Origin of the sequence: Citrobacter sp. Ce104, from assembly GCF_030334595.1 — a bacterium.
GTDB lineage: Bacteria > Pseudomonadota > Gammaproteobacteria > Enterobacterales > Enterobacteriaceae > Citrobacter > Citrobacter europaeus.
Genome location: NZ_JAOWDP010000064.1, coordinates 161,302 through 186,285, shown reverse-complemented (window position 1 = coordinate 186,285; position 24,984 = coordinate 161,302). Strand labels below are relative to the sequence as shown.

The 24,984-nt window shown below is 52.8% G+C and carries 30 protein-coding genes and 1 pseudogene; 26 read left to right on the top strand and 5 right to left on the bottom strand.

Annotated features, from left to right (window positions below):
- Positions 1 to 6 precede the first annotated feature (6 nt).
- Both OGW16_RS11540 and OGW16_RS11535 read right to left on the bottom strand, forming a co-directional pair.
- Positions 7 to 1,038: a phage portal protein gene (locus OGW16_RS11540; protein ID WP_080625497.1), complete on the bottom strand. Its 1,032-nt coding sequence runs from the start codon at positions 1,036 to 1,038 to the stop codon at positions 7 to 9.
- Positions 1,038 to 2,804, bottom strand: a complete 1,767-nt coding sequence (locus OGW16_RS11535; RefSeq protein ID WP_080625496.1) for a terminase ATPase subunit family protein — start codon at positions 2,802 to 2,804, stop codon at positions 1,038 to 1,040. Before OGW16_RS11535 ends, OGW16_RS11540 begins: the two co-directional genes overlap by 1 nt.
- A gap of 142 nt (positions 2,805 to 2,946) precedes the next feature.
- On the opposite strand from OGW16_RS11535, the gene OGW16_RS11530 reads away from it, so the two are divergent.
- From OGW16_RS11530 to OGW16_RS11480, 11 genes are all read left to right on the top strand, one after another.
- Positions 2,947 to 3,780: a GPO family capsid scaffolding protein gene (locus OGW16_RS11530; protein ID WP_080625495.1), complete on the top strand. Its 834-nt coding sequence runs from the start codon at positions 2,947 to 2,949 to the stop codon at positions 3,778 to 3,780.
- Positions 3,781 to 3,796: 16 nt separating this feature from the next.
- Positions 3,797 to 4,861, top strand: a complete 1,065-nt coding sequence (locus OGW16_RS11525) for a phage major capsid protein, P2 family (RefSeq protein ID WP_080625494.1) — start codon at positions 3,797 to 3,799, stop codon at positions 4,859 to 4,861.
- 3 nt (positions 4,862 to 4,864) lie between these two features.
- Positions 4,865 to 5,515, top strand: coding sequence for a phage terminase small subunit (locus OGW16_RS11520; protein WP_080625493.1), 651 nt, complete (start codon positions 4,865 to 4,867; stop codon positions 5,513 to 5,515).
- Between the two features lie 93 nt (positions 5,516 to 5,608).
- Positions 5,609 to 6,073, top strand: coding sequence for a head completion/stabilization protein (locus tag OGW16_RS11515; RefSeq protein WP_080625492.1), 465 nt, complete (start codon positions 5,609 to 5,611; stop codon positions 6,071 to 6,073).
- Positions 6,073 to 6,276: a tail protein X gene (locus tag OGW16_RS11510; RefSeq protein WP_001397651.1), complete on the top strand. Its 204-nt coding sequence runs from the start codon at positions 6,073 to 6,075 to the stop codon at positions 6,274 to 6,276. Before OGW16_RS11515 ends, OGW16_RS11510 begins: the two co-directional genes overlap by 1 nt.
- A gap of 3 nt (positions 6,277 to 6,279) precedes the next feature.
- Positions 6,280 to 6,495: an HP1 family phage holin gene (locus OGW16_RS11505; protein ID WP_001397650.1), complete on the top strand. Its 216-nt coding sequence runs from the start codon at positions 6,280 to 6,282 to the stop codon at positions 6,493 to 6,495.
- The gene (locus tag OGW16_RS11500; protein WP_105179625.1) at positions 6,476 to 6,991 is read left to right on the top strand and encodes a lysozyme; all 516 of its coding nucleotides are present in this window, start codon (positions 6,476 to 6,478) and stop codon (positions 6,989 to 6,991) included. The genes OGW16_RS11505 and OGW16_RS11500 overlap by 20 nt, the downstream gene beginning before the upstream one ends.
- A complete protein-coding gene (lysB, locus tag OGW16_RS11495; RefSeq protein WP_080625490.1) occupies positions 6,988 to 7,416 on the top strand; it encodes an Rz-like lysis system protein LysB in 429 nt (142 codons plus the stop codon). The genes OGW16_RS11500 and lysB overlap by 4 nt, the downstream gene beginning before the upstream one ends.
- The gene (lysC, locus tag OGW16_RS11490) at positions 7,301 to 7,549 is read left to right on the top strand and encodes an Rz1-like lysis system protein LysC (protein WP_240618693.1); all 249 of its coding nucleotides are present in this window, start codon (positions 7,301 to 7,303) and stop codon (positions 7,547 to 7,549) included. The genes lysB and lysC overlap by 116 nt, the downstream gene beginning before the upstream one ends.
- Complete coding sequence (locus OGW16_RS11485; RefSeq protein ID WP_080625488.1) at positions 7,512 to 7,943, top strand: phage tail protein; 432 nt, start codon at positions 7,512 to 7,514, stop codon at positions 7,941 to 7,943. The genes lysC and OGW16_RS11485 overlap by 38 nt, the downstream gene beginning before the upstream one ends.
- Positions 7,936 to 8,382: a phage virion morphogenesis protein gene (locus OGW16_RS11480; protein WP_080625487.1), complete on the top strand. Its 447-nt coding sequence runs from the start codon at positions 7,936 to 7,938 to the stop codon at positions 8,380 to 8,382. The genes OGW16_RS11485 and OGW16_RS11480 overlap by 8 nt, the downstream gene beginning before the upstream one ends.
- 8 nt (positions 8,383 to 8,390) lie before the next feature.
- Here OGW16_RS11480 and OGW16_RS11475 read toward each other — a convergent pair whose 3' ends face one another.
- Entirely contained in the window at positions 8,391 to 9,350 is a 960-nt protein-coding gene (locus OGW16_RS11475) for a DUF6602 domain-containing protein (protein ID WP_080625486.1), read from the bottom strand.
- Between the two features lie 116 nt (positions 9,351 to 9,466).
- Between OGW16_RS11475 and OGW16_RS11470 the strand changes: the two genes are divergently transcribed.
- From OGW16_RS11470 to OGW16_RS11445, 6 genes and pseudogenes are all read left to right on the top strand, one after another.
- Positions 9,467 to 10,045, top strand: coding sequence for a phage baseplate assembly protein V (locus OGW16_RS11470; RefSeq protein WP_080625485.1), 579 nt, complete (start codon positions 9,467 to 9,469; stop codon positions 10,043 to 10,045).
- Positions 10,042 to 10,401, top strand: a complete 360-nt coding sequence (locus OGW16_RS11465) for a GPW/gp25 family protein (RefSeq protein WP_079894837.1) — start codon at positions 10,042 to 10,044, stop codon at positions 10,399 to 10,401. The genes OGW16_RS11470 and OGW16_RS11465 overlap by 4 nt, the downstream gene beginning before the upstream one ends.
- Positions 10,388 to 11,296, top strand: coding sequence for a baseplate assembly protein (locus tag OGW16_RS11460; protein ID WP_080625484.1), 909 nt, complete (start codon positions 10,388 to 10,390; stop codon positions 11,294 to 11,296). The genes OGW16_RS11465 and OGW16_RS11460 overlap by 14 nt, the downstream gene beginning before the upstream one ends.
- Positions 11,289 to 11,894 (top strand): phage tail protein I, encoded by a 606-nt coding sequence (locus OGW16_RS11455; RefSeq protein ID WP_080625483.1) that lies wholly within the window; start codon positions 11,289 to 11,291, stop codon positions 11,892 to 11,894. Before OGW16_RS11460 ends, OGW16_RS11455 begins: the two co-directional genes overlap by 8 nt.
- Positions 11,891 to 12,352, top strand: a pseudogene (locus OGW16_RS11450) (phage tail protein); the annotation flags it as partial. The gene OGW16_RS11455 and the pseudogene OGW16_RS11450, both read left to right, overlap by 4 nt.
- Before the next feature lie 498 nt (positions 12,353 to 12,850).
- Positions 12,851 to 13,246, top strand: coding sequence for a tail fiber assembly protein (locus OGW16_RS11445; protein ID WP_019077477.1), 396 nt, complete (start codon positions 12,851 to 12,853; stop codon positions 13,244 to 13,246).
- 65 nt (positions 13,247 to 13,311) lie between these two features.
- On the opposite strand, the gene OGW16_RS11440 is transcribed toward OGW16_RS11445, so the two are convergent.
- Entirely contained in the window at positions 13,312 to 14,331 is a 1,020-nt protein-coding gene (locus tag OGW16_RS11440; protein ID WP_080625482.1) for an acyltransferase, read from the bottom strand.
- 306 nt (positions 14,332 to 14,637) lie between these two features.
- Here OGW16_RS11440 and OGW16_RS11435 point away from each other — a divergent pair, with 306 nt between their 5' ends.
- The 9 genes from OGW16_RS11435 to OGW16_RS11395 all read left to right on the top strand — a co-directional run bounded on the left by OGW16_RS11435 (position 14,638) and on the right by OGW16_RS11395 (position 22,965).
- Complete coding sequence (locus OGW16_RS11435) at positions 14,638 to 15,810, top strand: phage tail sheath protein (RefSeq protein ID WP_080625481.1); 1,173 nt, start codon at positions 14,638 to 14,640, stop codon at positions 15,808 to 15,810.
- Positions 15,811 to 15,819: 9 nt separating this feature from the next.
- On the top strand, positions 15,820 to 16,335 hold the full coding sequence (locus OGW16_RS11430; RefSeq protein WP_016150797.1) for a phage major tail tube protein: 516 nt from the start codon (positions 15,820 to 15,822) through the stop codon (positions 16,333 to 16,335).
- A gap of 54 nt (positions 16,336 to 16,389) precedes the next feature.
- Positions 16,390 to 16,692, top strand: a complete 303-nt coding sequence (locus OGW16_RS11425) for a phage tail assembly protein (RefSeq protein ID WP_019077474.1) — start codon at positions 16,390 to 16,392, stop codon at positions 16,690 to 16,692.
- A gap of 14 nt (positions 16,693 to 16,706) precedes the next feature.
- The gene (locus OGW16_RS11420; protein ID WP_001397628.1) at positions 16,707 to 16,826 is read left to right on the top strand and encodes a GpE family phage tail protein; all 120 of its coding nucleotides are present in this window, start codon (positions 16,707 to 16,709) and stop codon (positions 16,824 to 16,826) included.
- A complete protein-coding gene (locus OGW16_RS11415) occupies positions 16,819 to 19,884 on the top strand; it encodes a phage tail tape measure protein (RefSeq protein WP_286518458.1) in 3,066 nt (1,021 codons plus the stop codon). The genes OGW16_RS11420 and OGW16_RS11415 overlap by 8 nt, the downstream gene beginning before the upstream one ends.
- Entirely contained in the window at positions 19,881 to 20,366 is a 486-nt protein-coding gene (locus OGW16_RS11410; protein WP_019077472.1) for a phage tail protein, read from the top strand. The genes OGW16_RS11415 and OGW16_RS11410 overlap by 4 nt, the downstream gene beginning before the upstream one ends.
- Positions 20,363 to 21,463, top strand: coding sequence for a phage late control D family protein (locus OGW16_RS11405; RefSeq protein WP_080625479.1), 1,101 nt, complete (start codon positions 20,363 to 20,365; stop codon positions 21,461 to 21,463). The genes OGW16_RS11410 and OGW16_RS11405 overlap by 4 nt, the downstream gene beginning before the upstream one ends.
- A gap of 67 nt (positions 21,464 to 21,530) precedes the next feature.
- On the top strand, positions 21,531 to 21,746 hold the full coding sequence (locus OGW16_RS11400) for an ogr/Delta-like zinc finger family protein (protein WP_075262641.1): 216 nt from the start codon (positions 21,531 to 21,533) through the stop codon (positions 21,744 to 21,746).
- 445 nt (positions 21,747 to 22,191) lie between these two features.
- Entirely contained in the window at positions 22,192 to 22,965 is a 774-nt protein-coding gene (locus tag OGW16_RS11395; protein WP_105179624.1) for a reverse transcriptase domain-containing protein, read from the top strand.
- A gap of 279 nt (positions 22,966 to 23,244) precedes the next feature.
- On the opposite strand, the gene OGW16_RS11390 is transcribed toward OGW16_RS11395, so the two are convergent.
- Positions 23,245 to 24,930: an aspartate:alanine antiporter gene (locus tag OGW16_RS11390; protein ID WP_043015726.1), complete on the bottom strand. Its 1,686-nt coding sequence runs from the start codon at positions 24,928 to 24,930 to the stop codon at positions 23,245 to 23,247.
- Positions 24,931 to 24,984: the final 54 nt, after the last annotated feature.

Sequence of the window (24,984 nt, the reverse complement as noted above, 5' to 3'; positions counted from 1 at the left end):
TCTAAATTAAATTTCATATTCTTCGAACTTTATTACCTCCTCTCTGGCCCAATAGTTGAATTCTTTCATTCTTTTTTGTAATGGCAATAACTCATTTTTTACAAAAACCTTACTAGCCTTTTCCACATCCCCAAAGCCCCCAACATTGCTCGGCATAATCCCCATCATCTGCGGCGGAACGCGGTGCGCCGCCATCATGTCATCACGGCTCACGTTCTTGATGTTCAAAAATTCATCCTTTGCCGCAACTTCTGACAGCGGGATGATCTGAATCCCATCTTTTTTGCCATTGGGGGAGTACATAAACAGGTTGCGAAAGTTACCTGGCCCTTTGGCACTTTTCATGGCCTGGCGGATATTGTTCACGTCCTCTTGGTTCTGCGCCGCATCGGTCATATACATAATAAAACCCGCATGACTGCCGTTGATGTAATACTTGCGGCGGAACAGCGTTGCGGACTCATTCAGCAGGGCGGAAGGGATGGCTGACAGATATTCCGGCAGGCCGTAAATTTCCTGGTTTAAATCCGGCTCCATCAGGTGAAAGATGCTGCCTTTGGTAAACTCGTAGGGCTGCGTGGTCATGCCGTATTGCACAAACCAGTAGGTATCCAGATCCACGCCACGCCGGGTGTATTTCGCCAGCGATGGCTCCAGCGACAGAATGCCGCCGAGGCGGTTGGTGCGCTTCTCCAGATAGGCGTTTCCGAAAACCAGATAATCCTGCACAAAGCGGCTGAAGGCCTGCTGGCTGAGCAGCGGATGAGGGATAAACGTGCTGGTAAGAATATTGCGTTTAACGGCAATCGGTGAGCTGTGGTGCACGGCGGCACGGTAGGTGCGAGCCAGCCCATCAAAACTCACCGGCGGTTCATACCATCTGTCCATCTGTACGCATTCCACATAGTCCAGCAGTTCGCGGCGGTCCAGTACCGGGATCGGATCGCCAAAGCTGAACGCTTCGGCGTGAGTTGTATTCTTCTGCTGTTCGGCCTCCTGCACTTGCGCGGTGCTGGTCTGGGCGTCGTGTTCACTCATCAAAAAATCTCCACAATGTTGCTGGTATTGGCGGATTCGCCCTGCAGCGGTTCGTTAAACAGGGCGTGCATCGTTGCCCAGGCCAAATCTGCGTGGCTGGCTTCTTCGCTGCGGCTAGCTTCGTAGGTAGGACGGTTGCCGCTGGCGGTAGTGGCGCGGCGGATTGCCATAAAGGACTGCGCGATGTCTGTGTGTCCGGCGTCAAACTCCAGACGGCGGTGGCTGATAATGTCGTACGCCTTGAGTACCAGGGCGTTTTTGACGTTGGGGTTGTAGACAAACTCCCGCACGGCAGGAAAGAACGCTTTTACGTTCTCATAAACACCGTGACCGACGCCGGTTGAGTCGATGCCGATATAAGTCACGTTGTACTGCTGCGTCAGCTTTTTGATGGCATCAGCCTGGGCGCGGAAGTCCATCCCGCGCCACTGATGACGCTCCAGAATGCGGAACTTTCCGCCAGGTACAGTGGGTGGTGCCATAACCACGCAGCCTGCGCTGTCACCGTTCTGCGTACCTTTCGCCGGGTCGTAACCGATCCAGACTTCCCGCCAGCCAAACGGGCGCAGTGCCAGTGCCTGAAAATCGGTCCAGACTTCCCAGCTGTCCACCATACACGCCTGCAGCTCGCTGAGCGGGAATACTGACGCCAGATCGTCAATAAATTCGCACATCAGCAGGTTCTGGTATTCGTCCGGGCTGTACTCCATGCGCAGTTGGTCTAGGTCGAACAGGTTACAGCCTCCGCGCACCGCATCCTCCACGGTGACGATCTGGCGGTACTGTCCGTCAGGGCAGAGCAGGCCGCGCGCAAGGTTGCTGTGGGTCAGGTCAATATCCACCTTGTCCGCTTTGGCACGGCCCCGATTAAACAGCGCACCGGACCAGAACGGATAGGCACTGTGGGTCAGGCTGGACGGCGTGGAAAAGTAGGTTTGTCGCCATTTCTTGTGAATGGCCATACCGGAGGCAACCTTGCGCAGCTCCTGGAATTTCGGTATCCAGAAATATTCATCAAGGTACAGGTTGCCGTGGTAGCTCTGCGCCGTACGGGCGTTGGTGCCGAGGAAGTACAATGCAGCGCCATTGGGTAGCACCATGGGATCGCCTTTCAGCTCCACCTCAACTTCTTTGGCAAAGTCGATGATGTACTGCTTAAACACGTGCGCCTGTGCCTTACTGGCAGAAAGGAAAATCTGGTTGCGTCCGGTCAGCAGGGCATCAACAAGGGCTTCACGGGCAAAATAAAACGTGGCGCCAATCTGGCGCGACTTGAGCAGATTACGGATGCGGTTTGTTTTCCCGGCTTCAAACCAGTGACGCTGATAGTCGAACATAGAGGCGTGGAAGACTTCTTCCAGCTTTTCGATCTGCTCGTCGGTGAAAACATTCTTTTCGGGCTGGCGGCGTGGTCCTTTGTTACGGTTGGCGACTTTCGGGTTTAAATCAGCTTCGTTCCCGCCATCGTTAAATTTGCCGATCCGGGCGTGGCGCTCTGACTGGCGCGCCAGCAGGTCAATTTCCTTGAAGTCTTTCCCTTCTTTCTGCTCCTTCATGATGAGCTGGCAGTAACGTGCGGCGGTGGTGAGCTGCATCTGATCCAGCGGCCCATAGTCGCCCCACTTGTCGCGTTTTTTCCAGCTGTGAACGGTTGCAACTTTTTCGCCCAGCATTTCAGCAATGCGGGCTACGCGGTATCCCTGAAAGTACAGCAGCATGGCCTGCCGACGGGGATCGAGGTCTGCGGGGGTCAGTGTCGTGTTCATGGCCCAAACATACGGCCTTGGATGGCGGCTTTCCCCGGCTGCGGTTTGTGTGGTTTACCGTACAAATACAGTGCGTTGTCTCACTCCCCCTATCACCGCAAACATAAGGCTCTAGTAAGTTATTTCTAACGGAGCACGGCTCATGACAGTGAAAGCAAAGCGTTTCCGTATCGGGGTGGAAGGTGCCACCACTGACGGGCGCGAGATCCAGCGTGAATGGCTGGAGCAGATGGCTGCCAGCTACAACCCGACGGTCTATACCGCGCTGATCAACCTGGAGCACATCAAGTCTTATTCCCCGGACAGTGCCTTCAACCGTTACGGCAAAGTGACGGCGCTGGTTGCAGAGGAAATCCAGGACGGTCCGCTTGCAGGCAAGATGGCGCTTTACGCCGATGTTGAACCGACGGATTCCCTGGTGGCGCTGGTGAAAAAGGGTCAGAAGCTGTTTACCTCCATGGAGGTCAGCCCGAAGTTTGCTGACACCGGTAAAGCCTATCTTGTGGGGCTGGCGGCAACTGACGATCCTGCGAGCCTTGGCACCGAAATGTTGGCTTTCAGCGCCAGTACCGCGCATAACCCGCTGGCAAACCGTAAGCAGAACCCTGAAAACCTGTTTACCGCTGCCGAAGAAACGCAGATCGAACTGGAAGAAGCCCAGGACGAAAAGCCGTCCCTCTTTGCCCGCGTCACCGCGTTGTTCACCAAAAAAGAGCAGACCGACGATGCGCGATTCTCTGATGTGCATAAAGCCGTGGAGCTGGTCGCTACTGAGCAGCAGAACCTGAGTGAGCGCACGGAAAAATCCCTGTCCGATCAGGAGCAGCGCCTTTCTGAGCTGGAGTCCTCCCTGGAGGAGCAGCAGGCCGCCTTTGCCGAGCTTGAGCAAAAGCTGAGCATTGAAGACAGCCGCAAGGATTACCGCCAGCGCGCGCCGGGCGGTGACGCACCGGCAGGCACCCTGACCAATTGCTGATGGAGCATAAAACCCGATGAAAAAGAAAACCCGCTTTGCCTTTAACGCTTACCTGCAGCAGCTGGCGCGCCTGAATGGTGTGGAGATTGAAGAACTCTCCAGTAAGTTCACCGTAGAGCCGTCCGTGCAGCAGACGCTGGAAGACCAGATCCAGCAGTCCGCCGCTTTCCTGACGCTGATTAACATCACGCCGGTCACTGAGCAGTCCGGGCAGTTGCTGGGGCTGGGCGTGGGCAGCACCATTGCCGGAACCACCGATACCACCACCAAAGAGCGCGAGCCTACCGATCCGACGCTGATGGAAGACGTGGAATACAAATGCGAGCAGACCAACTTTGATACGGTTCTGACCTACGCAAAACTGGACCTGTGGGCGAAATTCCAGGACTTCCAGGTGCGTATCCGCAACGCTATCGTCAAGCGTCAGGCGCTGGACCGCATCATGATCGGCTTCAATGGCGTGAAGCGTGCCAAAACGTCCAATCGTGCTGAAAACCCGCTGCTGCAGGACGTTAATAAAGGCTGGCTGCAGAAAATCCGCGAAGACGCGCCGGATCATGTCATGGGCAGCAAAACCGCAGAAGACGGCACCACTACGGCGGAGCCGGTAAAAGTAGGTCCGGGTGGTAAGTATCTAAATCTTGATGCGGTGGTAATGGATACCGTCAACGAGCTAATCGATGTGGAGTATCAGGATGATGACGAGCTGGTTGTCGTCTGTGGTCGTGAACTGCTGTCTGACAAGTATTTTCCGCTGGTCAACAAAGAGCAGGACAACAGCGAGAAAATCGCCGCCGATCTGATCATCAGCCAGAAACGCATGGGCGGCCTGCAGGCTGTGCGCGCGCCTTTCTTCCCGGCAAATGCCCTGCTGATCACCCGTCTGGATAACCTGTCTATCTACTGGCAAGAAGACACCCGCCGCCGTTCTGTTATCGACAATCCGAAACGTGACCGGATTGAAAACTTTGAATCCGTCAACGAGGCGTATGTGGTCGAGGACTACCGCTGCGCGGCGCTGGTTGAAAACATCGAAATCGGTGATTTCAGCGCGCCTGCCGCACCGGAAAGTGGGGAGTAACGCATGAGCCTGAGTCCCGCACGGCAGCACCGCCTGCGCATTCAGGCTGAACAGGCCGCCCGTGAGGGCGGCAGTGTTCGCCATGCGTCGGGTTATGACCTGATGCTGCTGCAGCTGGCAGAAGATCGCCGCCGGCTTAAAGGCATCCAGTCCACGGTGAAAAAGGCGGAAATCAAGGTGGAGCTGCTGCCGAAATATTCCGCCTGGGCGGAGGGCGTGCTGGCTGCCGGAGGTGCGCAACAGGATGACGTGCTGATGTACGTGATGCTGTGGCGTATTGACGCCGGTGATTATGCCGGTGCGCTGGAAATCGGGCGTCATGCGCTGCGCCATGGCTGGGTGATGCCGTTAGGCAACCGTAACGTGCAGACCGTGCTGGCAGAAGAAATGGCAGACGCGGCACAAAGCGCTCTGCTGGCCGCTGCCGGTTTTGATGCCGATCTGCTTCTGCAGACGCTGGACCTGACAACCGATATGGATATGCCGGACCAGTCGCGGGCGCGCCTGCATAAAGCCATCGGCGCTGTACTGAGCGAAAGCAACCCGGCGTCAGCCCTGAATCACCTTACCCATGCGCTGCAGCTTGATCCCCGCTGCGGTGTGAAAAAAGAAAAGCAGCAGCTGGAGCGCAGACTGCGCAATGACAGCCGCTAACGAACGTGCCCCGCGCACGGGCGGCACGGGATGGCGAAAGGCACTGCCACATCAAAATTCCGTCCACCGCCCACTTATTCAGGAGAAAGCCGCATGAAGTTTGTTGCGCCAGAACAGGCACCAGAACAGGCGGAGGTCATCAAAAATACGCCGTTCTGGCCTGATGTGGACCTGTCGGAATTTCGCAGTGTGATGCGAACTGACGGCACGGTGACGCAGCCGCGTTTAAAGCAGATTGTGCTGACGGCTATTTCTGAGGTTAACGCTGAGCTGTACGACTTCCGCAACCGCCAGCAGTTGCTGGGCTACCGGGCACTGGCTGAGGTTCCGGCGGACATGCTGGACGGTAAAAGCGAGCGTATCCGGCACTACCATAACGCCGTTTTTTGCTGGACGCGTGCCGTACTCAATGAGCGTTATCAGGATTATGACGCCACGGCGTCAGGTGTGAAACGGGGGGAGGAGCTGGCGGAGGCCAGCGGTGATCTGTGGCGTGATGCCCGCTGGGCCATCAGCCGGGTGCAGGATGCGCCGCACTGTACGGTGGAGCTTATCTGATGAAAGTGCGTGCGCATCAGTATGACACGGTGGACGCGCTTTGCTGGCGTCATTACGGGCGCACGCAGGGGGTCACTGAGCAGGTTCTGAAGGCAAATCCGGGGCTGGCAGAGTACGGCCCATTTTTACCGCACGGGCTGCAGGTGGAACTGCCGGACATTACGGCGTCAACCACGGCGCAGACCGTCCAGCTATGGGACTGAATTATGACGCTTGAACGAATCAGCGCCTTTATTACTTACTGCATCGCCGTGCTGCTGGCATGGCTGGGCGATCTGTCGCTCAAGGATGCATCAACGGTTGGCGGCGTGTTGATTGGTGTGCTGATGCTGGCTATCAACTGGTACTACAAACACCAGTCTTTCAGGTTGCTGCGCGATGGCAAAATTTCACGGGGGGAATATGAATCCTTCAATCGTTAAGCGCTGCCTTGTCGGGACTGTGCTGGCTATCGCCGCCACGCTGCCCGGTTTTCAGTCGCTCAAAACTTCAGTTGAAGGACTGAAACTGATTGCCGATTACGAGGGATGCCGCCTGCAGCCGTATCAGTGCAGCGCAGGTGTCTGGACCGACGGGATCGGAAATACATCCGGGGTGGTGCCGGGGAAAGCTATCACGGAACGGCAGGCGGCGCAGGGGTTAATAAACAATGTACTACTGACTGAAAAAAGGCTGGATGCCTGCCTGACGGTTAAGCCCCCGCAGCATGTCTACGATGCGCTGGTGAGTATTGGTTTCAATGTGGGGACCGGCGCGATCTGCAGGTCAACCATGGTGTCATATATCAATCGCCAGCAGTGGTGGCAGGCATGCAACCAGCTACCGCGCTGGATTTACGTTAATGGTGTGAAAAATAAAGGTCTGGAGAACCGCCGCGCGCGGGAAATGGCCTGGTGCTTAAAAGGAACTGGAGCGTGACACGCGCATTGGTAGTAGGGCTGGCGCTGGCTATTGCGGCGCTGGGCTGGCAGTCGTGGCGGCTTAACAATGCCAGTCACACCATTGAGACGCAGGGCGCCGCGCTGAAAAGCAAAACGCAGGAACTGACGAAGAAAAACAGTCAGTTGATCGGCCTGTCCGTTCTGACCGAAACCAACAGCCGGGAGCAGACGCGGCTTTATGCGGCAGCGGAGCAGACCACCGCACTGCTGCGAAGCCGCCAGCGCCGGATCGAGGAACTGAAACGTGAAAACGAGGATTTGCGCCGCTGGGCTGACGCTCCTTTGCCTGCTGACATTATCAGGCTGCGCGAACGTCCGGCCCTTGCCGGAGGTGCAGCTTACCGTGAATGGCTGTCCCAGAGTGACGCAGTGCCGCCTGGAAAGGTCAGCGCCGCGCAGTAACGGTGATTTGAATACGGCGCTGGATGAAACAGAGGCCGCCTGGGCGGTCTGTGCTGACAAAGTCGACACGATAGTTGCGTGTCAGGAGCGAAACAGTGAACAAACCGCAGTCCCTGCGCAGCGCCCTGAATAAAGCGGTGGCGTATGTCCGCAACAACCCGGATAAGCTTCACCTTTTCGTTGATAACGGCTCACTGGTGGCAACCGGTGCCAGCTCTATGTCATGGGAATACCGCTACACTCTGAACGTGGTGATCGAGGATTTCAGCGGCGACCAGAATCTGCTGATGGCTCCCGTGTTGCTGTGGCTCAGAGAGAACCAGCCGGACGCCATCAACAACCCGGAGTTGCGCGAAAAACTGTTCACCTTTGAAGTAGACATTCTGCGCAATGATGTATGCGATATCAGTCTGAATCTGCAACTGACGGAGCGTGTACTGGTCAGCACTGACGGCGGTATATCAACGGTCGAGGCAGAGTCGGAACCCGACGAGCCAGAAGAAATGTGGATGGTGAAACGTGGATAATCTGCATAAAGTGGATGAGTGGCTGGCAGCGCTGCTGGCGAATCTGGAGCCTGCTGCGCGCAGCCGTATGATGCGGGAACTGGCGCAGGAGTTGCGCCAGAATCAGCAGCAGAACATCCGGCTGCAGCGTAACCCAGACGGCAGCGGTTACGAGCCGCGCCGGGTGACTGCCCGCAGCAAGAAGGGACGCATCAAACGCCAGATGTTTGCAAAGCTTCGCACCACAAAATACCTGAAAACCACCGCCAGTGCGGACTCCGCCAGCGTGCAGTTTGATGGCAAGGTGCAGCGCATTGCCCGTGTTCACCATTACGGGCTGCGGGATCGCGTCAGCCGAAAAGGCCCGGAGGTCCGCTACGCAGAGCGCCACCTGCTGGGCGTGAATGAAGAAGTGGAAACCGTCACCCGTGACACCTTATTGCTTTGGTTAACCAGATGACTAAAATTCTATATAGGGTTTATTTCTCTGAGTCTTTCATTCTTTATTATGTAAGTGCCTTTTTCAGAGGTCAATTTTCCACCGCATTCACATAAAGATGGAATAGTGATGGCTCCGTTAATGGTTAGATCCTTGAAACCTGCAAAAGTCGGTATGGTTTTAAGCTCCTTGCCACATTGAACACATTTGACTGTTAACTCAGGTAGAACGACTGAAGGAGTGATTATAGATGTTATATTTTCAGGCGCGACATAATATCCTAATAATGGATACCCTCGACTATCTGAGACTCCTCTATAGGTGTTTGTGATTCCGGAAATTAATGCTAATACTTCATCAAAGTCTTCTTCGTTTCGCATGGAAATCCAATGTTCATCATTCTCATAACAATATTCACGTCCTGCAACACATATAGCACCTAGGTAATGAGTTTCTTTTTTGTATATCTTTTTATATCTTTCTGCTTCCGTCATTCCATTGGCTTTTAAGTCAGTGTTCAATGCGAACACAACCGCACGAGGTTTACTAATGGAATGGTTTATTCTATTACCTTCTTCATCAAGTTTTCCTGGAAGATATTTATAGACCGTATTTATCGTTTTTGCGCTGAGTTCTGCGATTGAAAGTTCTCGTGAGTTTAGTGTTGTTTTAACTTCAATAGTATATAAAACAGATTCTATTGGAAATATTCCGACATTATTATCAACTAGAACAGGGGGGAGTATCGCTTTGTTATAGATAACAATGTCAATTTGTGGAGAGGGGGGATTACCAAAGGCATCGATGATTTGCCCTGTACCAACACCAATATCTGCGGGTAAAAGAGGTCGGAAAAGTTGACTTAGTAATATTTCAAGAACGCTCCCTTTTACTCCTTGATGTGTCATATGAGCCGCAGCTCTGGCTTGCGCAATTGCTGAAGTTACCTTTCCGCGTAGTAAAGCTTGGTATGGGTTTTTATTTTTCATTTTGCAATAACCAATCGTTCTTGATGACAGGATCCTATTTTAATCTTTAATTGTGTTAGGAACTATACAAAGTGGTGTATAGCCGTTCAACGCACTACTAATGGCAACCTATTGCCATGAACACACAACTAACAGAAATCATGCGCCTTATCACCAACCTGATCCGCACCGGCATAGTGACCGAAGTGGACCGGGCAAACTGGCTGTGCCGGGTGAAAGTGGGCGAGCTTGAAACCAACTGGATTAACTGGCTGACGTTGCGCGCCGGAGGTGCCCGCACATGGTGGTGTCCGTCGCCGGATGAGCAGGTGGTGGTGCTGAGCATGGGGGGCAATCTGGAAACAGCTTTTGTGCTGCCCGCCATCTACTCCAATCAGTTTCCGCCGCCGTCGGATTCGGTGGACGGTTGCGTGACGGAGTACCCGGACGGGGGATGGTTTGAGTATGAACCCGCCACCGGACGATGGCATGTCAGGGGCATCAAATCCATGGTGATCGAGGCATCAGACAGCGTCACCTACAAAACCGGTGAGTTTGTGGTGGAGGCTGACACCACGCGCATTAACAGCGAGGTGGTGATCAATGGTGGCGTCACCCAGGGCGGTGGCGCGATGAGTTCCAACGGGATCGTTGTTGATGACCATGAGCATACTGGTGTTCTGAAAGGCGGTGCTAACACGGGAGGTCCGGTATGACATTGTATATCGGTATGAGCAGGAATGACGGGCAGGCCATTGCAGATACCGACCATCTGCGCCAGTCGGTGCGGGATATTCTGCTGACGCCGCAGGGCAGCCGTCTTGCCCGCCGGGAATATGGCTCCCTGCTGTCTGCCCTGATTGACCAGCCGCAGAACCCGGCGCTGCGCCTGCAGATTATGGCTGCGGTCTATGTGGCCCTGAGTCGCTGGGAGCCACGTCTTACGCTGGACTCCATCACCATCAACGGCAATTTTGACGGCTCTATGGCGGTTGAGCTTACCGGACACAGCAATAACGGCGCGCCAGTTTCCCTTTCCGTATCAACAGGAGCAGACAATGGCAGTCATTGATCTTTCCCAACTACCGCCGCCGCAGATTGTGGACGTGCCGGACTTTGAGGCATTGCTGGCAGAACGCAAGGCCGCCTTTGTAGCCCTTCATCCGGCTGATGAACAGGAGGCCGTTATGCGCACGTTAGCGCTGGAGTCAGAACCTGTCACCAAACTGCTGCAGGAAAATACTTACCGCGAAATCCTGCTGCGTCAGCGAATTAATGAGGCTGCGCAGGCGGTCATGGTGGCCTATTCCATGGGAAATGACCTTGAGCAACTGGCAGGCAACTGCAACGTGAAACGCCTGACGGTAGTCCCTGCCGATAATGACGCGGTGCCGCCGGTCGCCGCAGTGATGGAAAGTGATGAAGCATTACGCCAGCGCATTCCTGCAGCATTTGAGGGGCTATCCGTTGCAGGGCCGACGGGAGCCTATGAGTTCCACGCCAGAAGCGCCGACGGGCGCGTGGCGGATGCCAGCGCAACCAGTCCGGCACCGGCAGAGGTGGTGCTTACCGTGCTGAGCCGCGAGGGTGACGGGACGGCAGGGGCTGACCTGCTGGCGGTGGTTGAGCAGGCGCTTAACAGTGAAAAGGTTCGCCCGGTGGCAGACCGCCTGACGGTGCGCAGCGCAGAAATTATTCCGTACAGCGTGGACGCAACGATCTTCCTTTATCCGGGGCCGGAGGCTGAGCCGGTGATGGCAGAAGCAAAAGTCAGTCTGCAGAAATACATCGCCAGTCAGACGCGGCTTGGATGTGATATCCGCCGCAGCGCCATTTATGCCGCGTTGCATGTGGAGGGCGTCCAGCGTGTGGAACTGTCGTCCCCGCTGGATGATGTGGTGCTGGATAAGACGCAGGCGGCATCCTGTACAGAATGGAGCGTTACCAACGGGGGCACGGATGAATAGTCTGCTGCCGCCGGGTTCGTCGCCGCTTGAGCGTCGAATGGCGCAGACCTGCAGCGGGATTTCCGATCTGCAGGTATCGCTGCGTGATTTGTGGAACCCGGCAACCTGTCCGATCAGATTCCTGCCTTATCTGGCCTGGTCGTTTTCTGTTGACCGCTGGGATGAGAGCTGGACAGAAAGCGTCAAGCGCCGCGTTGTGCAGGACGCTTTTTATATCCATCAGCACAAGGGGACAACCAGCGCCGTGCAGCGCGTGGTGGAGCCGTTTGGCTTTCTGATCCGCATCATTGAGTGGTGGCAGACCGGCGAAACGCCGGGGACGTTCCGTCTGGATATTGGCGTGCAGGACCAGGGCATAACAGAAGAAACCTATCTGGAACTGGAGCGCCTGATCGGTGACGCCAAACCATGCAGCCGTCATCTGGTTGGTATGTCCATCAACCTGCAGACAGGCGGCCCGTATTTTGTGGGTGCAGCCACCTACACCGGCGAAGAAATCACGATCTACCCCCATATCAACGAAACCATTATTTCCGGCGGCACCGCTTATGAGGGCGGGGCGGTCCATGTTATTGACACGATGAGAGTGAACCCATGAGCGCAAAATTTTACACCCTGCTGACGGATATCGGCGCGGCGAAACTGGCAAGCGCCGCCGCGCTCGGTGTCCCGTTGAAAATTACCCATATGGCGGTGGGTAGCGGTGGTGGTGTGCTGCCCACACCCAACGCGCAACAGACCGCGTTAGTGGCTGAGGAACGCCGCGCAGCGCTGAATATGCTGTATATCGACCCGCAGAACAGCAGCCAGATTATTGCTGAGCAGGTGATCCCGGAAAATGAGGGCGGGTGGTGGATTCGTGAAGTCGGCCTGTTTGATGAAACCGGTGCGCTGATTGCTGTGGGTAACTGCCCGGAGAGCTACAAGCCGAAGCTGGCGGAGGGCAGCGGACGCACACAGACCGTGCGTATGGTACTGATTACCAGCAGCACCGATAACATCACGCTGAAAATCGATCCATCTGTCGTGCTGGCAACGCGTGGCTATGTCGATAACCTCATTGAAACCCGGCAGCAGAAAAGCGATACCCTGACCGCGCTGGCGGAGCTGAAACCGGCTAAAGGAAAGTTTCCATATTTCACTGCTGAAAAAACAGCAGCTTTGGCAGACCTGAGTGATTTTGTTCGCCCTATGTTGAGTAAAGTAGATGTAGTCGGCGTTCTTCAATATCTTGGTTTGAGAAATGCAATCAATGGTACGAGTAAACTGATCCGTATTCCTGGATTTATTGATGGTGTTGCTGGGGAATATGTTATTCAAATGCAACAGATACAAAGTAACTCGTCCAGTGGTGTGATAGTTTTTCCAGAGGCGTTTAATCACGAGTGCCTCATTGTCTTAGCTATAGATTATGCCTCGTCAGTTACAGATAATTCACGAGTGCGTTTGGGCATTCCAACAAAATTTCAGTGTGAATGGATTGGCCAGACTATGGCAATCAATCCATCACCAGTTTCTCCATCTTCATGGGCTTGGTTAGCAATAGGATATTAAATGAAATATTTCACTGCCGTTCCATTAGGTTTATATAATAGTGAGAGTAATGATGTTCCAGAAAACGCAATTCCTATTGCTGATGAATTATACCAAGAACTAATTGAAGGTCAGGGCAAGGGGCGTTTTATTCAGGCGGATAATAATGGAAAGCCAATTCTTGTTGATGGGGTTTCAGTAACTGATGAACAACAACTTAATCAGATTGCAAATCAGAAGCAATTTCTTCTGAATAAGGCCAATGCGGAGATTGCATGGAGACAAGATGCTTTTGATATGGATATTGCAACGGAGGAAGAAGTTTCAGCATTAAAATTATGGAAAGAATATAGGATTACATTGATGAGGATGGAAATCTCTACCGTTACAGACATCAGTTGGCCAAATCAACCGTAAATAATTGTATGTAATTATCGCACCAGTTTGCATCAACTGGTGCGATGTGGCATGTTTTGCTTAGCTCATAATACTTTATCCAGTATTGGGATTTTCTTTAAAATAAAAGTTACTACAAGGCTGGTAAGAAAAATCAACACTGCAATAAATATGGTGCTAAAGAATGATAAATTCATATCTTGATTTTTAAATGAAAATTTTATGAATGCTTCAAGGATGAATATGTGAATGCAATATATCCCTAATGTATACTTAGGAATAAAAGATATAATTATATTTGAATCTTTAATCGTTTTGGATATGTTCAGTAAAAAAAAGAATAATGAAGCGGATGCAATTATCACCAAGGGTGAAAGGTTGGAGTAAAATAACGCATTTGGTTTTTGATTGTACTCACTCCAGTATGATGTTATCCATGCGGTTATTAAACTAGATGAAATGAATATTAATAGGGAAATAGTTGTGATTAATTTGTTGCCATAAGGAATGGATGCTCGCGCAATTACTTTGCCAAGAAGAAGGTAACCTGTCAGGTTTATGAAGGTCGATAATTGATAGTTATTTATGAATAAATCGACATTTAAATTAAGAACTTTATCTAAAATAGAGAGTATTGACAAGAAAAACCATATTGCTATATATGCCAAGGAATATTTTAGATGAGAGTTACAATAAAATGCACTCAGTACCGGGAGTGTTAAGTAGAAACCAATGCAGGCATATAAATACCATAGGTGATATTTTATTGGTGCTTTAGCGATTGTTAGACACCAGTCAATAATATTATTAAATTGTAGGTCGTCTGCGAATGTATAAAAAATAGACCAAAATAATAAACAATATACTATTTTGATAATGCGACGAATAGGTTTAACTGATTTCTGTTGTATAAGAAGGGTACCCGTAATCATTATGAAAAGAGGTACGCATACTCTAGTAAAAGAGTCAATAATATTAGCGGTTTGCCAGTTTTCACCATTTTCGTAAAAACCATAACCGGCAATGTGTAGAATAACAACCAAAATGCAAGCTGTTGAACGAGTAAAATTAATGCCTTTTGACAAGTCTTTTTCTATGCATTCCATCAGATCACCGAGCTTGCTTTATTAAGTTACTTAGGACTCAAATATTGATTTTGCAATATTATCCGAATTTTCTCTAACATTCCATCTTTGAATTTGTTGATGATATATCACAGTTCTATTTTTGTTGGGGGTTTCTTAAGTTGGTTTAAGTCAGATGCTTGAGTAAGCAATAAACTTAAATCAAATCCAGCAAGTTCTTTTTTTTCTCGTTTACATTGTGTCATAACCAGTACAATGCATCGTACGTGCTAAGCATACATCTAAGACTGAACATAAGGCATCCCTGTCAACCGGAGATAATGCCTTATGGCTCAGGATTACCACCACGGGGTGCGCGTTGTTGAAGTCAACGACGGCACCCGCTCCCTCACCACGGTAAGCACTGCTATCGTGGGTATGGTCTGTACCGGCGATGATGCTGATGCGTCCGTGTTCCCTCTCAATAAGCCAGTTCTGCTGACGGATGTGCTGGAGGCCAGCGGTAAAGCAGGCGAGTCCGGCACGCTGGCCCGTTCGCTGGATGCGATTGCCGACCAGTCAAAACCCGTGACGGTTGTTGTGCGTGTGGCGCAGGGCGAAACCGAAGCGGAAACCACCTCCAATATTATCGGTGGTGTCACGTCCGACGGTAAAAAAACGGGTATGAAAGCGCTGCTTTCTGCGCAGTCGCAGCTGAAAGTTAAGCCGCGCATTCTCGGTGTGCCGGGGCATGACACACAGGCGGTAGCCACTGAGCTGATGAGTGTGGCGCAGAGTCTGCGCGGTTTTGCTTATCTGTCCGCCTATGGCTGCAAGACGGTGGAAGAAGCCATTGCTTACCGGGACAATTTCAGCCAGCGCGAGGGGATGCTGATCTGGCCTGATTTCATCAACTTTGACACCGTTCTGAAAGCCGATGCAACGGCTTTTGCTACCGCCCGTGCGCTCGGTCTGCGCGCCAAAATAGACGAACAGACCGGATGGCACAAAACCCTGTCCAACGTGGGTGTGAATGGCGTCACCGGTCTTTCCGCTGATGTATTCTGGGATCTGCAGGACCCGGCAACGGACGCGGGGCTGCTGAACCAGAACGACGTCACCACGTTGATCTGCAAAGACGGCTTCCGCTTCTGGGGTTCCCGCTGCCTCAGTGACGATCCCTTGTTTGCGTTTGAGAGCTACACCCGCACGGCGCAGGTACTGGCTGACACGATTGCAGAGGGGCATATGTGGGCGGTGGATAAGCCACTGAATCCGTCACTGGCCCGCGACATTATCGAAGGTATCCGCGCCAAATTACGCAGCCTGGTGAATCAGGGATACCTCATCGGGGCGGACTGCTGGCTGGATGAGTCAGTGAACGATAAAGACTCCCTGAAAGACGGGAAACTCACCATCGACTACGACTACACGCCTGTGCCGCCGCTTGAAAATCTGATGCTGCGCCAGCGCATCACCGATCGCTACCTGGTCGATTTTGCCAGCCGTGTCAGTGCATAAGGGGGATACATGGCATTACCACGCAAGTTAAAACACCTGAACCTGTTCAACGACGGGAACAACTGGCAGGGGATCGTTGAGTCCCTGACTCTGCCGAAATTCACCCGCAAGTTTGAGAAGTATCGCGGCGGCGGTATGCCGGGCGCGGTGGATGTGGATATGGGGCTGGATGACGGCGCACTGGACACGGAATTTTCAATCGGCGGCACCGAACTGTTGTTATTCAAGCAGATGGGCAAGGCAACCGTTGACGGCATCCAGCTGCGTTTCACCGGCTCCATTCAGCGTGACGATACCGGCGAAGTGCAGGCCATTGAGCTGGTTGTGCGCGGGCGTCATAAAGAAGTGGATTCCGGCGAGTGGAAAACCGGCGAGAGCAGCACCACCAAAGTCAGCAGCACCAACAGCTACGCGAAGCTGACCATTAACGGCGAAGTGCTCTATGAGGTTGATCTGGTCAACATGATTGAAATCGTTGACGGCGTGGACCTGATGGAAGCACACCGTAACGCCCTTGGCCTCTGATTTAACTTAACGGCGCGGTGATCCGCGGCAGTATCTGATTAACAGGAAACGAACATGAGCGACAAGCTGACTGAAAAAACCGTACAACTGGATACGCCAGTCATGCGCGGTAAAACCCAAATCACCGAAATTGTGCTGCGTAAGCCGCAGTCCGGTGCGCTGCGCGGCACCCGCCTGCAGGCCATTATGGATATGGACGTGGGGGCCATGATGACAGTGATCCCGCGTATTTCCACCCCAACGCTGACCGCACAGGAAATGGCTGAACTGGACCCCGCCGATCTCACCGCGCTGTCGGTCGAGGTGGTGACTTTTTTGTTGAAGAAGTCGGTGCTTGCCGGTTTACCGACAGCCTGACGATTGATGACCTGGTGGCGGATATCGCCACCATCTTTCACTGGTCGCCGTCCATCACTGACGTTATGCCGCTGACTGAGGTGCTGGAGTGGCGGCACAAAGCGATTCAGAGAAGCGGGGCCAGCGATGAGTGACAATAACCTGCGTCTGCAGGTGATTCTGAATGCGGTTGACAAGCTCACCCGCCCATTTCGATCCGCGCAGGCCAGCTCAAAAGAGCTGGCTGCCGCTATTCAGCAAAGCCGCGCCCGGCTGAAAGAGTTAGATTCTCAGGCGGGCAGAATTGATGGCTTCCGTAAGGCCAGCGCGCAACTGGCAGTCACAGGTAACAGCCTTAAAGCCGCCCGCGAAGAAGCGGCAAAACTCGCCACGCAGTTTACTGCGACCAACCGCCCGACGGCAGCACAGGCCAGACTGCTTGAGCAGGCTAAAAATCGCGTCACCGATTTACAGGGAAAATATAACGGGCTGCGTCAGTCAGTGCAGCGTCAGCGCCTTGCGCTGAATGAGGCAGGGCTTGATACAAAGAAACTGAGCAGCGCACAGCGTGAGCTACGGCAGAACGCCGATGAAACCCGACTGGCACTGGAGCGACAGCAAAAATCCCTGAAACGCCTGGGTGAACAGCAGGCGAGAATGAATGCGGTTCGTGATCAGTATTCGCGCCGTCTTGAGGTTCGGGATCGCATAGCCGGAGCCGGAGCCACCACTACGGCTGCCGGGCTGGCAATGGGTGCGCCGGTTATGGTTGCAGTGAAAAGCTACGCCAGCATGGAAGATGCCATGAAAGGCGTGGCAAAGCAGGTAAACGGGCTGCGGGACGATAACGGCAACCGTACAAAACAGTTTTATGACATGCAGGATGCCATCAAGGCCGCCAGTGAACAACTGCCGATGGAGAATGGCGCTATAGATTATGCCGCGCTGGTTGAAGGGGGCGCGCGTATGGGCGTGACCAACCAGGACGATCCCTTTGAGGACCAGAAACGTGACCTGCTGGCCTTTGCATCCACGGCGGCAAAAGCTGCAACGGCCTTTGAGCTGCCCGCCGATGAGCTGGCGGAAGGATTGGGGAAAATCGCGCAGCTCTATAAAGTGCCGACGCGCAATATTGAACAACTGGGCGATGCGCTGAACTACCTGGACGATAACGCCATGTCAAAGGGTGGGGACATTATCAACGTCCTGCAGCGTATGGGGGGCGTGGCTGACCGCCTTGACTTCCGAAAGGCTGCTGCGTTGGGTTCAACATTCCTTTCTCTTGGGGCTGCCCCGGAAATTGCCGCCAGCGCCTCTAATGCCATGGTGCGTGAGCTGTCCATTGCCACCATGCAAAGCAAGCGCTTCTTTGAAGGTATGAACCTGCTGAAACTCAATCCTGCGGAGATTGAAAAGCAGATGACCACCGATGCCATGGGCACCATTCAGCGGGTTCTGGAGAAGGTCAACAATCTGCCGCAGGACAAGCGCCTGTCAGCCATGACAATGATTTTTGGTAAAGAGTTTGGCGATGATGCGGCAAAGCTGGCTAACAACCTGCCGGAGCTACAGCGTCAGCTGAAACTCACATCAGGCAGTGGTGCTAATGGCTCCATGCAGAAAGAATCCGACATTAACAAGGATTCATTGTCTGCGCAGTGGTTGCTGGTTAAGACGGGCGCGCAGAACGCTTTCAGCAGCCTGGGGGAAACGTTGCGTCAGCCGCTGATGGATATTATGGGCATGGTTAAGGATGTGACTGGGGCGCTGCGTCGCTGGGTGGAGCAGAATCCCGTGCTGGCTGGCACGCTGATGAAATTGGCGGCGGCTACGGCGGTGATCACTGTCGGGCTGGGTACACTTGCCGTGGCGGTGGCTGCTGTGCTGGGGCCGGTTGCGGTGATCCGGTTTGGCCTGTCTGTGCTGGGTGTAAAAACATTACCTTCCGTTGCTGCAGCAGTAACACGTACTGGCAGTGCCCTGTCATGGCTGGCAGGTGCGCCACTTTCTCTGTTGCGTAGGGGGATGGCGTCATCCGGTGGCAGTGTCGGGTTGCTGAGTGCCCCGTTTAATTCTCTGCGTCGCTCAGCCGGAATAGCGGGTAATGCACTGAAAACGGTGGCAGGTGCGCCGCTTGCCATGTTCCGTGCCGGTATGTCAGGCATCCGTGGTGTTATCGGTATGGTGATGAACCCGCTGGCGGTGTTGCGGGGTGGGCTGACAGCTGCCGGTGGCGTATTGCGTTTTCTTGTTTCTGGTCCGCTGGCATTACTTCGCGGCGCGCTGTTTGGCATTTCTGGCCTGCTGGGCGCGCTGCTCAGTCCGATAGGGCTGGTTGTGGCTGCGCTGGCTGGTGTGGCGCTGGTTGTGTGGAAATACTGGCAGCCCATCGGTGCATTTCTGGGGGGCGTGGTGGAAGGGTTCAAAGCCGCTGCAGCACCCATCAGCGCCGCCTTTGAGCCGCTCAGACCCGTGTTTCAGTGGATTGGTGACAGGGTGCAGGCATTGTGGGGCTGGTTCAGTGATTTACTCACGCCGGTTAAATCCACTTCCGAAGAACTGAACAGCGCAGCTGCAATGGGGCGCCGGTTTGGTGAGGCGCTGGCTGAAGGTCTGAATATGGTGATGCACCCGCTGGAATCACTTAAATCCGGTGTGTCGTGGCTGCTGGAAAAGCTCGGTATTGTCAGTAAGGAGGCGGCAAAGGCGAAACTGCCCGCGCAGGTTACGCAGCAGCAGCCCGCCACGGTGAACAGTGACGGCAAAGTGTTGCTGCCGCCCGGCGGGTTCCCGGCTTACGCGGGGATGTATGACACGGGCGGGATCATTCCAAGCGGGCAGTTTGGCATTGTTGGAGAAAATGGCCCTGAAATTGTGAACGGACCAGCAAATGTCACCAGCAGGCGGCGTACTGCTGCGCTTGCCTCTGTCGTTGCTGGCGTGATGGGGGTAGCTGCGACACCTGCAGAAGCGGCTCCGCTTCATCCCTTCAGTCTGCCTGCGAGTGCATACCAGACACAGCCTGTTAAGGCAGACAGCCCGCCGTCGGTTATTCGTTATGAGATAAATGCGCCCATTCATATCGTCGCGCAGCCGGGGCAGAGTGCGCAGGATATTGCCCGTGAAGTGGCACGCCAGCTTGACGAGCGGGAACGCAGGGCGAGGGCAAAAGCGCGCAGCAATTTCAGCGATCAGGGGGGATATGAATCATGATGATGGTGCTGGGTTTATATGTATTTATGTTGCGCACTGTCCCTTATCAGGAACTGCAGTATCAGCGCAGCTGGCGACATGCAGCCAACAGCCGGGTGAACCGCCGCCCGTCAACGCAGTTTCTTGGCCCGGATAATGATTCACTGACACTGTCCGGGGTCCTGCTGCCGGAAGTGACCGGAGGCAGGCTGTCATTGCTGGCGCTGGAGTTGATGGCAGAGCAGGGCAAAGCCTGGCCTTTGATTGAAGGTAGCGGAACCATTTACGGCATGTTTGTTATTGAAAGTCTGAGCCAGACAAAGACGGAGTTTTTTACCAGCGGCATGCCCAGGCGCATTGAGTTTACGATCACCCTCAAACGGGTTGATGAGTCGCTGTCTGACATGTTCGGGAGTCTGAGTGACCAGCTCAGTAACCTGCAGGACTCTGCAGCGTCTGCGATTGGGGGGATTAAAAACACGGCTGGAGGATTGCTTCAGTGAACGTTAATTCTGATCTCCTGAATCTGAACAGCAAAAGCCCCGCATTCAGTATCGTCATTGAAGGTAAGGACGTGACGACCGTGCTGGATACCCGCCTTATGAGTCTGACGCTGACGGATAACCGGGGGTTTGAAGCGGACCAGCTTGATCTGGAGCTGGACGACGCCGACGGGCTGATCGCCCTGCCGCGACGTGGGGCAGTGATTCAGCTGGCGCTGGGCTGGAAAGGCCAGCCGCTTTTTCCTAAAGGGGCTTTTACCGTGGATGAAATCGAACACTGCGGTGCCCCTGACCGGCTGACCATCCGGGCGCGAAGCGCAGATTTCCGTGAAACCCTCAATACACGGCGCGAAAAATCATGGCATCAGACAACGGTAGGGGAGGTGGTAAAGGAAATAGCCGCCCGGCATAACCTCAAAATGGCGCTGGGTAAAGACCTGACGGATAAGGCGCTGGATCATCTGGACCAGACCAATGAAAGCGATGCAAGTTTTCTGATGAAACTGGCGAGACAGTATGGGGCGATTGCTTCCGTTAAGGACGGGAATCTGCTGTTTATCCGGCAGGGACAGGGAAGAACGGCGAGCGGCAAGCCGCTGCCGGTTATCACCATCACGCGCAAAGCCGGTGACGGTCATCGGTTCACCCTTGCTGATCGTGGTGCCTATACCGGTGTTATTGCCAGCTGGTTGCATACGCGTGAACCCAGGAAAAAAGAGACAACCAGTGTTAAGCGTCGTCGAAAGAAAACCACCAAACCCAAAGAGCCGGAAGCAAAACAGGGCGATTATCTGGTGGGAACGGATGAAAACGTGCTGGTTCTTAATCGTACTTACGCCAACCGGAGCAATGCAGAGCGCGCAGCAAAAATGCAGTGGGAACGTCTGCAGCGTGGGGTTGCTTCATTTTCCCTGCAGCTCGCTGAGGGGCGGGCTGATCTCTATACGGAAATGCCGGTGAAGGTGACGGGGATTAAGCAGCCAATCGATGATGCAGAATGGACCATTACCACCCTGACGCATTCTGTCAGCCCGGATAATGGATTTACGACCAGCATGGAGCTTGAAGTGAAAATAGATGAGTTCGACATTGAATGATTAGTTCCAAATTGCGAACATTGATGTATCATTATTGAGAACTGGTTAATAATGAGGGCTGATTATTATGATGAATTGTCCTATGTGCGGGCAGGCTGCACATACCCGAAGCAGCTTCCAGGTTTCCAATGAAACCAAAGAACGCTACAACCAGTGCACTAACATCGAATGTGGGCATACCTTCGTAACCCATGAAACGTTTGTTCGGTCAGTGTGCCGCCCACAAAAAATCAGCTCTGCACCTCCTCATCCCTCAGAATCTGGCCAGACTTCCTTTTTTTGATAGAGAGGTCATGAAGACTTTGAAAAATTTAGTCAGCTGATTTGGCCTCTGGAGATATCAAAAACTATTCATTTTAGATGATTAGCGTTAAATTATATCTGCCTGACGTTAGCGGGGATATGTCCCCTATCCGTAGAAGTGGAGTTTGTCGCTTTGCGACTAGCGTACCGAATGCCGATATGCTGGGCATCCTGGACGCCGATTTGCTGGGCTTACTGGGCTTACAAATTGTTGAAGTTTTATTATTTAGTTAGGCCATGCGCTTGCGCTAAGAGACGTCAGGATTCTACGGAGTAACAAGTTATGGAAATCAACGAACTTGGCTTAGTTAAGGCGCGTGTAGAACTTATTACCGCTATGCTCAAATGCGCAACTGCATTTGTAGTGTTAGTTGGTACGGTTTACACCGTTCTTAACATGGTCTTCAACTACGATTGTTTACACCATGGAAATAGAAGTTCAAAGATGGGAACACAAGTTTGAGATAAAGCCTGGGGTTTGGGTCTATGTCCCAACTGCTGAGGCAAGTGAAGTTGGGGAACGCATACTTCAAGCCATCAGAAACAAGTGGATTCCGCCACTATATTTTTATCATTTAAGAACCGGCGGGCATCTTAAAGCAGCTAGATTACACCTTAAAAGTGATTTTCTTGCTGTTATAGATATTAAACAGTTTTTTCAGTCAACTAGTCGCAGCCGAGTCACCCGTGATTTAAAAGCCTACTTTACCTATCCTCAGGCTAGAGAAATTTCAAAAATTTCAACTGTGAGAAACCTGTCTAATAGTCCCCATAAGCACGTCCTCCCTTTTGGTTTTGTCCAGTCTCCTATGCTTGCTACCCTTTGTTTGGATAAGAGTCATTTGGGTAGTCTACTGCGTCGCTTAAACAAGCATCCCAATGTGAAACTCAGTGTGTACATGGATGATGTGATCATATCTTCAAATGATTTGGTTCAGTTGCAAAATGTTTACGACGAAATTCTAGTTGCAATGGATAAATCGGGCTATCAGCCCAATCTGGTTAAAACTCAAGCACCATCAATACTAATTAAAGTGTTCAACCTGAGTTTGGGCAGGGGGGGGATGAAAGTTACCCCACAGAAAATGAGTGACTTTCTCATAGATTTCTACGCGAGTGATTATGAGCCACATAAAATAGGTGTTAGAAACTACGTCGAAACCGTGAATCCTGAACAAGCGAAGCTGTTGAAGTTGTAACCGATATGGTCTGATTCAGGAAGGTGGATGCGATAAACCGAAATCGCTGCCGCCACTTTGTCGCCAAACATGAGAATGTGGTGGTATAAATTATTGATTTTTCTGGTTGTAAATTTCAGACAACAAAAAACCCATCAACCTTGAACCAAAACGGCGGGGTTGATGGGCTCCACAAATTGGGGACATCAAAGAAAAGCAGTGGCAATAGTTATGACTGACGCCTTGAAGAAAAGTTCTGCTTACCTGCAAAAAATTTTCGTTAAAGGGTAAATCTCAGCGCTAACCAAGGCCAGGCCAGACAATGACGATGAGTGTCCCCGCTAATGTCAGCAGAACGTTGGCAATCGCGTAGGTCCCGGCATAGCCTAATGCGGGGATGTTACTGCGAGCCGTGTCGCTGATGATTTCCATTGCCGGAGCGCAGGTACGCGCGCCCATCATGGCGCCAAACAGCAGGGCGCGGTTCATACGTAATACGTAAGCACCGAACAAGAAACAGATGACAACCGGCACCAGGCTGACCACCAGACCGGCAATCAGCATTTGACCACCGACAACGCCAAGGCCATTGCCAATGCCGCTGCCCGCGCTTAAACCGACGCCTGCCATAAATACCATCAGGCCAAACTCTTTGACCATGTTCAACGCCCCCTGCGGGATATAGCCAAACGTTGGGTGGTTGGCACGCAGGAAGCCCAGCATGATCCCGGCGAACAGCAGTCCAGCCGCATTCCCGATGCCGAAGCTGAAATTACTGAACTGGAAGGTGATCATCCCGATCATCAGACCGATGATAAAGAAGGCGCAGAAGGCCAGGAGATCGGTCACCTGACTGTGAATGGAAATGAAGCCGATACGGTCGGCAATGGTTTTTACGCGGCGGGCATCCCCACTGACCTGTAGCACATCACCTTTATTAAGCACGACGTTGTCATCGATAGGCATTTCAATCTGGCTACGGATCACGCGGTTGAGGAAACAGCCGTGGTCGGTCAATTTCAACTGGGCCAGGCGACGGCCAACGGCATTGTGGTTTTTCACCACAATTTCTTCAGTGACGATGCGCATATCGAGCAGATCGCGATCGAACACCTCTTTCCCATTACGGAAGCTGGGGTCGAGGCGGGCATGTGCGTCCGGATAACCCACCAGGGCTATTTCATCGCCCATTTGCAGTACCGCGTCGCCATCCGGGTTGGCCAGGATGCCGTTGCGACGGATGCGTTCAATATAACAACCGGTCTGGCGATAGATACCCAGTTCGCGCAGATTTTTGCCATCGGCCCATGCCACCAGCTCCGGACCAACGCGATAGGCGCGGATCACCGGCAGATATACTTTGCGGTTGGCGTCTGTGTCCAGACCCCGTTCACGTGCGATTTGTTGGGCGCTGGTTTGCAGGTCCTGATGCTGAAGTTTTGGCAAGTAACGCGCACCAACAATCAGACTGACCAGACCAATCAAATAGGTGAGGGCGTAGCCGAGGCTCAGGTTATCAAGGGCGGTTGAAAGCGATGTTCCCGACATTCCCGAATGGCGCAAGGTGTCACCTGCGCCGACCAGCACCGGCGTGGAGGTCATCGAGCCAGCCAGCATACCCGCCGTCAGGCCGATGTCCCAGCCAAACAGCTTACCCAGCCCCAGGGCGATCAGCATTGCGCTACCGACCATCACCAGAGCAAGCATTAGATAATTTTTCCCATCGCGAAAAAAAATCGAAAAAAAGTTGGGGCCGGCTTCGACGCCGACACAAAAAATAAACAGCATAAAGCCGAGATTTAATGCGTCAGTGTTAATACTAAAGTGCTGCTGACCTAATAATAGGGACACCACTAAAACGCCAATGGAATTACCGAGTTGGACTGAACCCAGGCGTAATTTACCCAGACACAGGCCCAGTGCCAGGACCACAAATAATAACAGGATGTAATTCCCATTTAACAAATCTGCGACGTTTATATTCACGGAGACTAACTTCTTGTTTACTAGTAAGCTATTGAAAGAAATGGCAATTTACGC

What these genes read in the sequence shown, in the direction of transcription:
- OGW16_RS11540 (WP_080625497.1), bottom strand. Translation starts at nt 1,038, where the DNA reads ATGAGTGAACACGACGCCCAGACCAGCACCGCGCAAGTGCAGGAGGCC.
- OGW16_RS11535 (WP_080625496.1), bottom strand. Translation starts at nt 2,804, where the DNA reads ATGAACACGACACTGACCCCCGCAGACCTCGATCCCCGTCGGCAGGCC.
- OGW16_RS11530 (WP_080625495.1), top strand. Translation starts at nt 2,947, where the DNA reads ATGACAGTGAAAGCAAAGCGTTTCCGTATCGGGGTGGAAGGTGCCACC.
- OGW16_RS11525 (WP_080625494.1), top strand. Translation starts at nt 3,797, where the DNA reads ATGAAAAAGAAAACCCGCTTTGCCTTTAACGCTTACCTGCAGCAGCTG.
- OGW16_RS11520 (WP_080625493.1), top strand. Translation starts at nt 4,865, where the DNA reads ATGAGCCTGAGTCCCGCACGGCAGCACCGCCTGCGCATTCAGGCTGAA.
- OGW16_RS11515 (WP_080625492.1), top strand. Translation starts at nt 5,609, where the DNA reads ATGAAGTTTGTTGCGCCAGAACAGGCACCAGAACAGGCGGAGGTCATC.
- OGW16_RS11510 (WP_001397651.1), top strand. Translation starts at nt 6,073, where the DNA reads ATGAAAGTGCGTGCGCATCAGTATGACACGGTGGACGCGCTTTGCTGG.
- OGW16_RS11505 (WP_001397650.1), top strand. Translation starts at nt 6,280, where the DNA reads ATGACGCTTGAACGAATCAGCGCCTTTATTACTTACTGCATCGCCGTG.
- OGW16_RS11500 (WP_105179625.1), top strand. Translation starts at nt 6,476, where the DNA reads ATGAATCCTTCAATCGTTAAGCGCTGCCTTGTCGGGACTGTGCTGGCT.
- OGW16_RS11475 (WP_080625486.1), bottom strand. Translation starts at nt 9,350, where the DNA reads ATGAAAAATAAAAACCCATACCAAGCTTTACTACGCGGAAAGGTAACT.
- OGW16_RS11470 (WP_080625485.1), top strand. Translation starts at nt 9,467, where the DNA reads ATGAACACACAACTAACAGAAATCATGCGCCTTATCACCAACCTGATC.
- OGW16_RS11465 (WP_079894837.1), top strand. Translation starts at nt 10,042, where the DNA reads ATGACATTGTATATCGGTATGAGCAGGAATGACGGGCAGGCCATTGCA.
- OGW16_RS11460 (WP_080625484.1), top strand. Translation starts at nt 10,388, where the DNA reads ATGGCAGTCATTGATCTTTCCCAACTACCGCCGCCGCAGATTGTGGAC.
- OGW16_RS11455 (WP_080625483.1), top strand. Translation starts at nt 11,289, where the DNA reads ATGAATAGTCTGCTGCCGCCGGGTTCGTCGCCGCTTGAGCGTCGAATG.
- OGW16_RS11445 (WP_019077477.1), top strand. Translation starts at nt 12,851, where the DNA reads ATGAAATATTTCACTGCCGTTCCATTAGGTTTATATAATAGTGAGAGT.
- OGW16_RS11440 (WP_080625482.1), bottom strand. Translation starts at nt 14,331, where the DNA reads ATGGAATGCATAGAAAAAGACTTGTCAAAAGGCATTAATTTTACTCGT.
- OGW16_RS11435 (WP_080625481.1), top strand. Translation starts at nt 14,638, where the DNA reads ATGGCTCAGGATTACCACCACGGGGTGCGCGTTGTTGAAGTCAACGAC.
- OGW16_RS11430 (WP_016150797.1), top strand. Translation starts at nt 15,820, where the DNA reads ATGGCATTACCACGCAAGTTAAAACACCTGAACCTGTTCAACGACGGG.
- OGW16_RS11425 (WP_019077474.1), top strand. Translation starts at nt 16,390, where the DNA reads ATGAGCGACAAGCTGACTGAAAAAACCGTACAACTGGATACGCCAGTC.
- OGW16_RS11415 (WP_286518458.1), top strand. Translation starts at nt 16,819, where the DNA reads ATGAGTGACAATAACCTGCGTCTGCAGGTGATTCTGAATGCGGTTGAC.
- OGW16_RS11410 (WP_019077472.1), top strand. Translation starts at nt 19,881, where the DNA reads ATGATGATGGTGCTGGGTTTATATGTATTTATGTTGCGCACTGTCCCT.
- OGW16_RS11400 (WP_075262641.1), top strand. Translation starts at nt 21,531, where the DNA reads ATGATGAATTGTCCTATGTGCGGGCAGGCTGCACATACCCGAAGCAGC.
- OGW16_RS11395 (WP_105179624.1), top strand. Translation starts at nt 22,192, where the DNA reads ATGGAAATAGAAGTTCAAAGATGGGAACACAAGTTTGAGATAAAGCCT.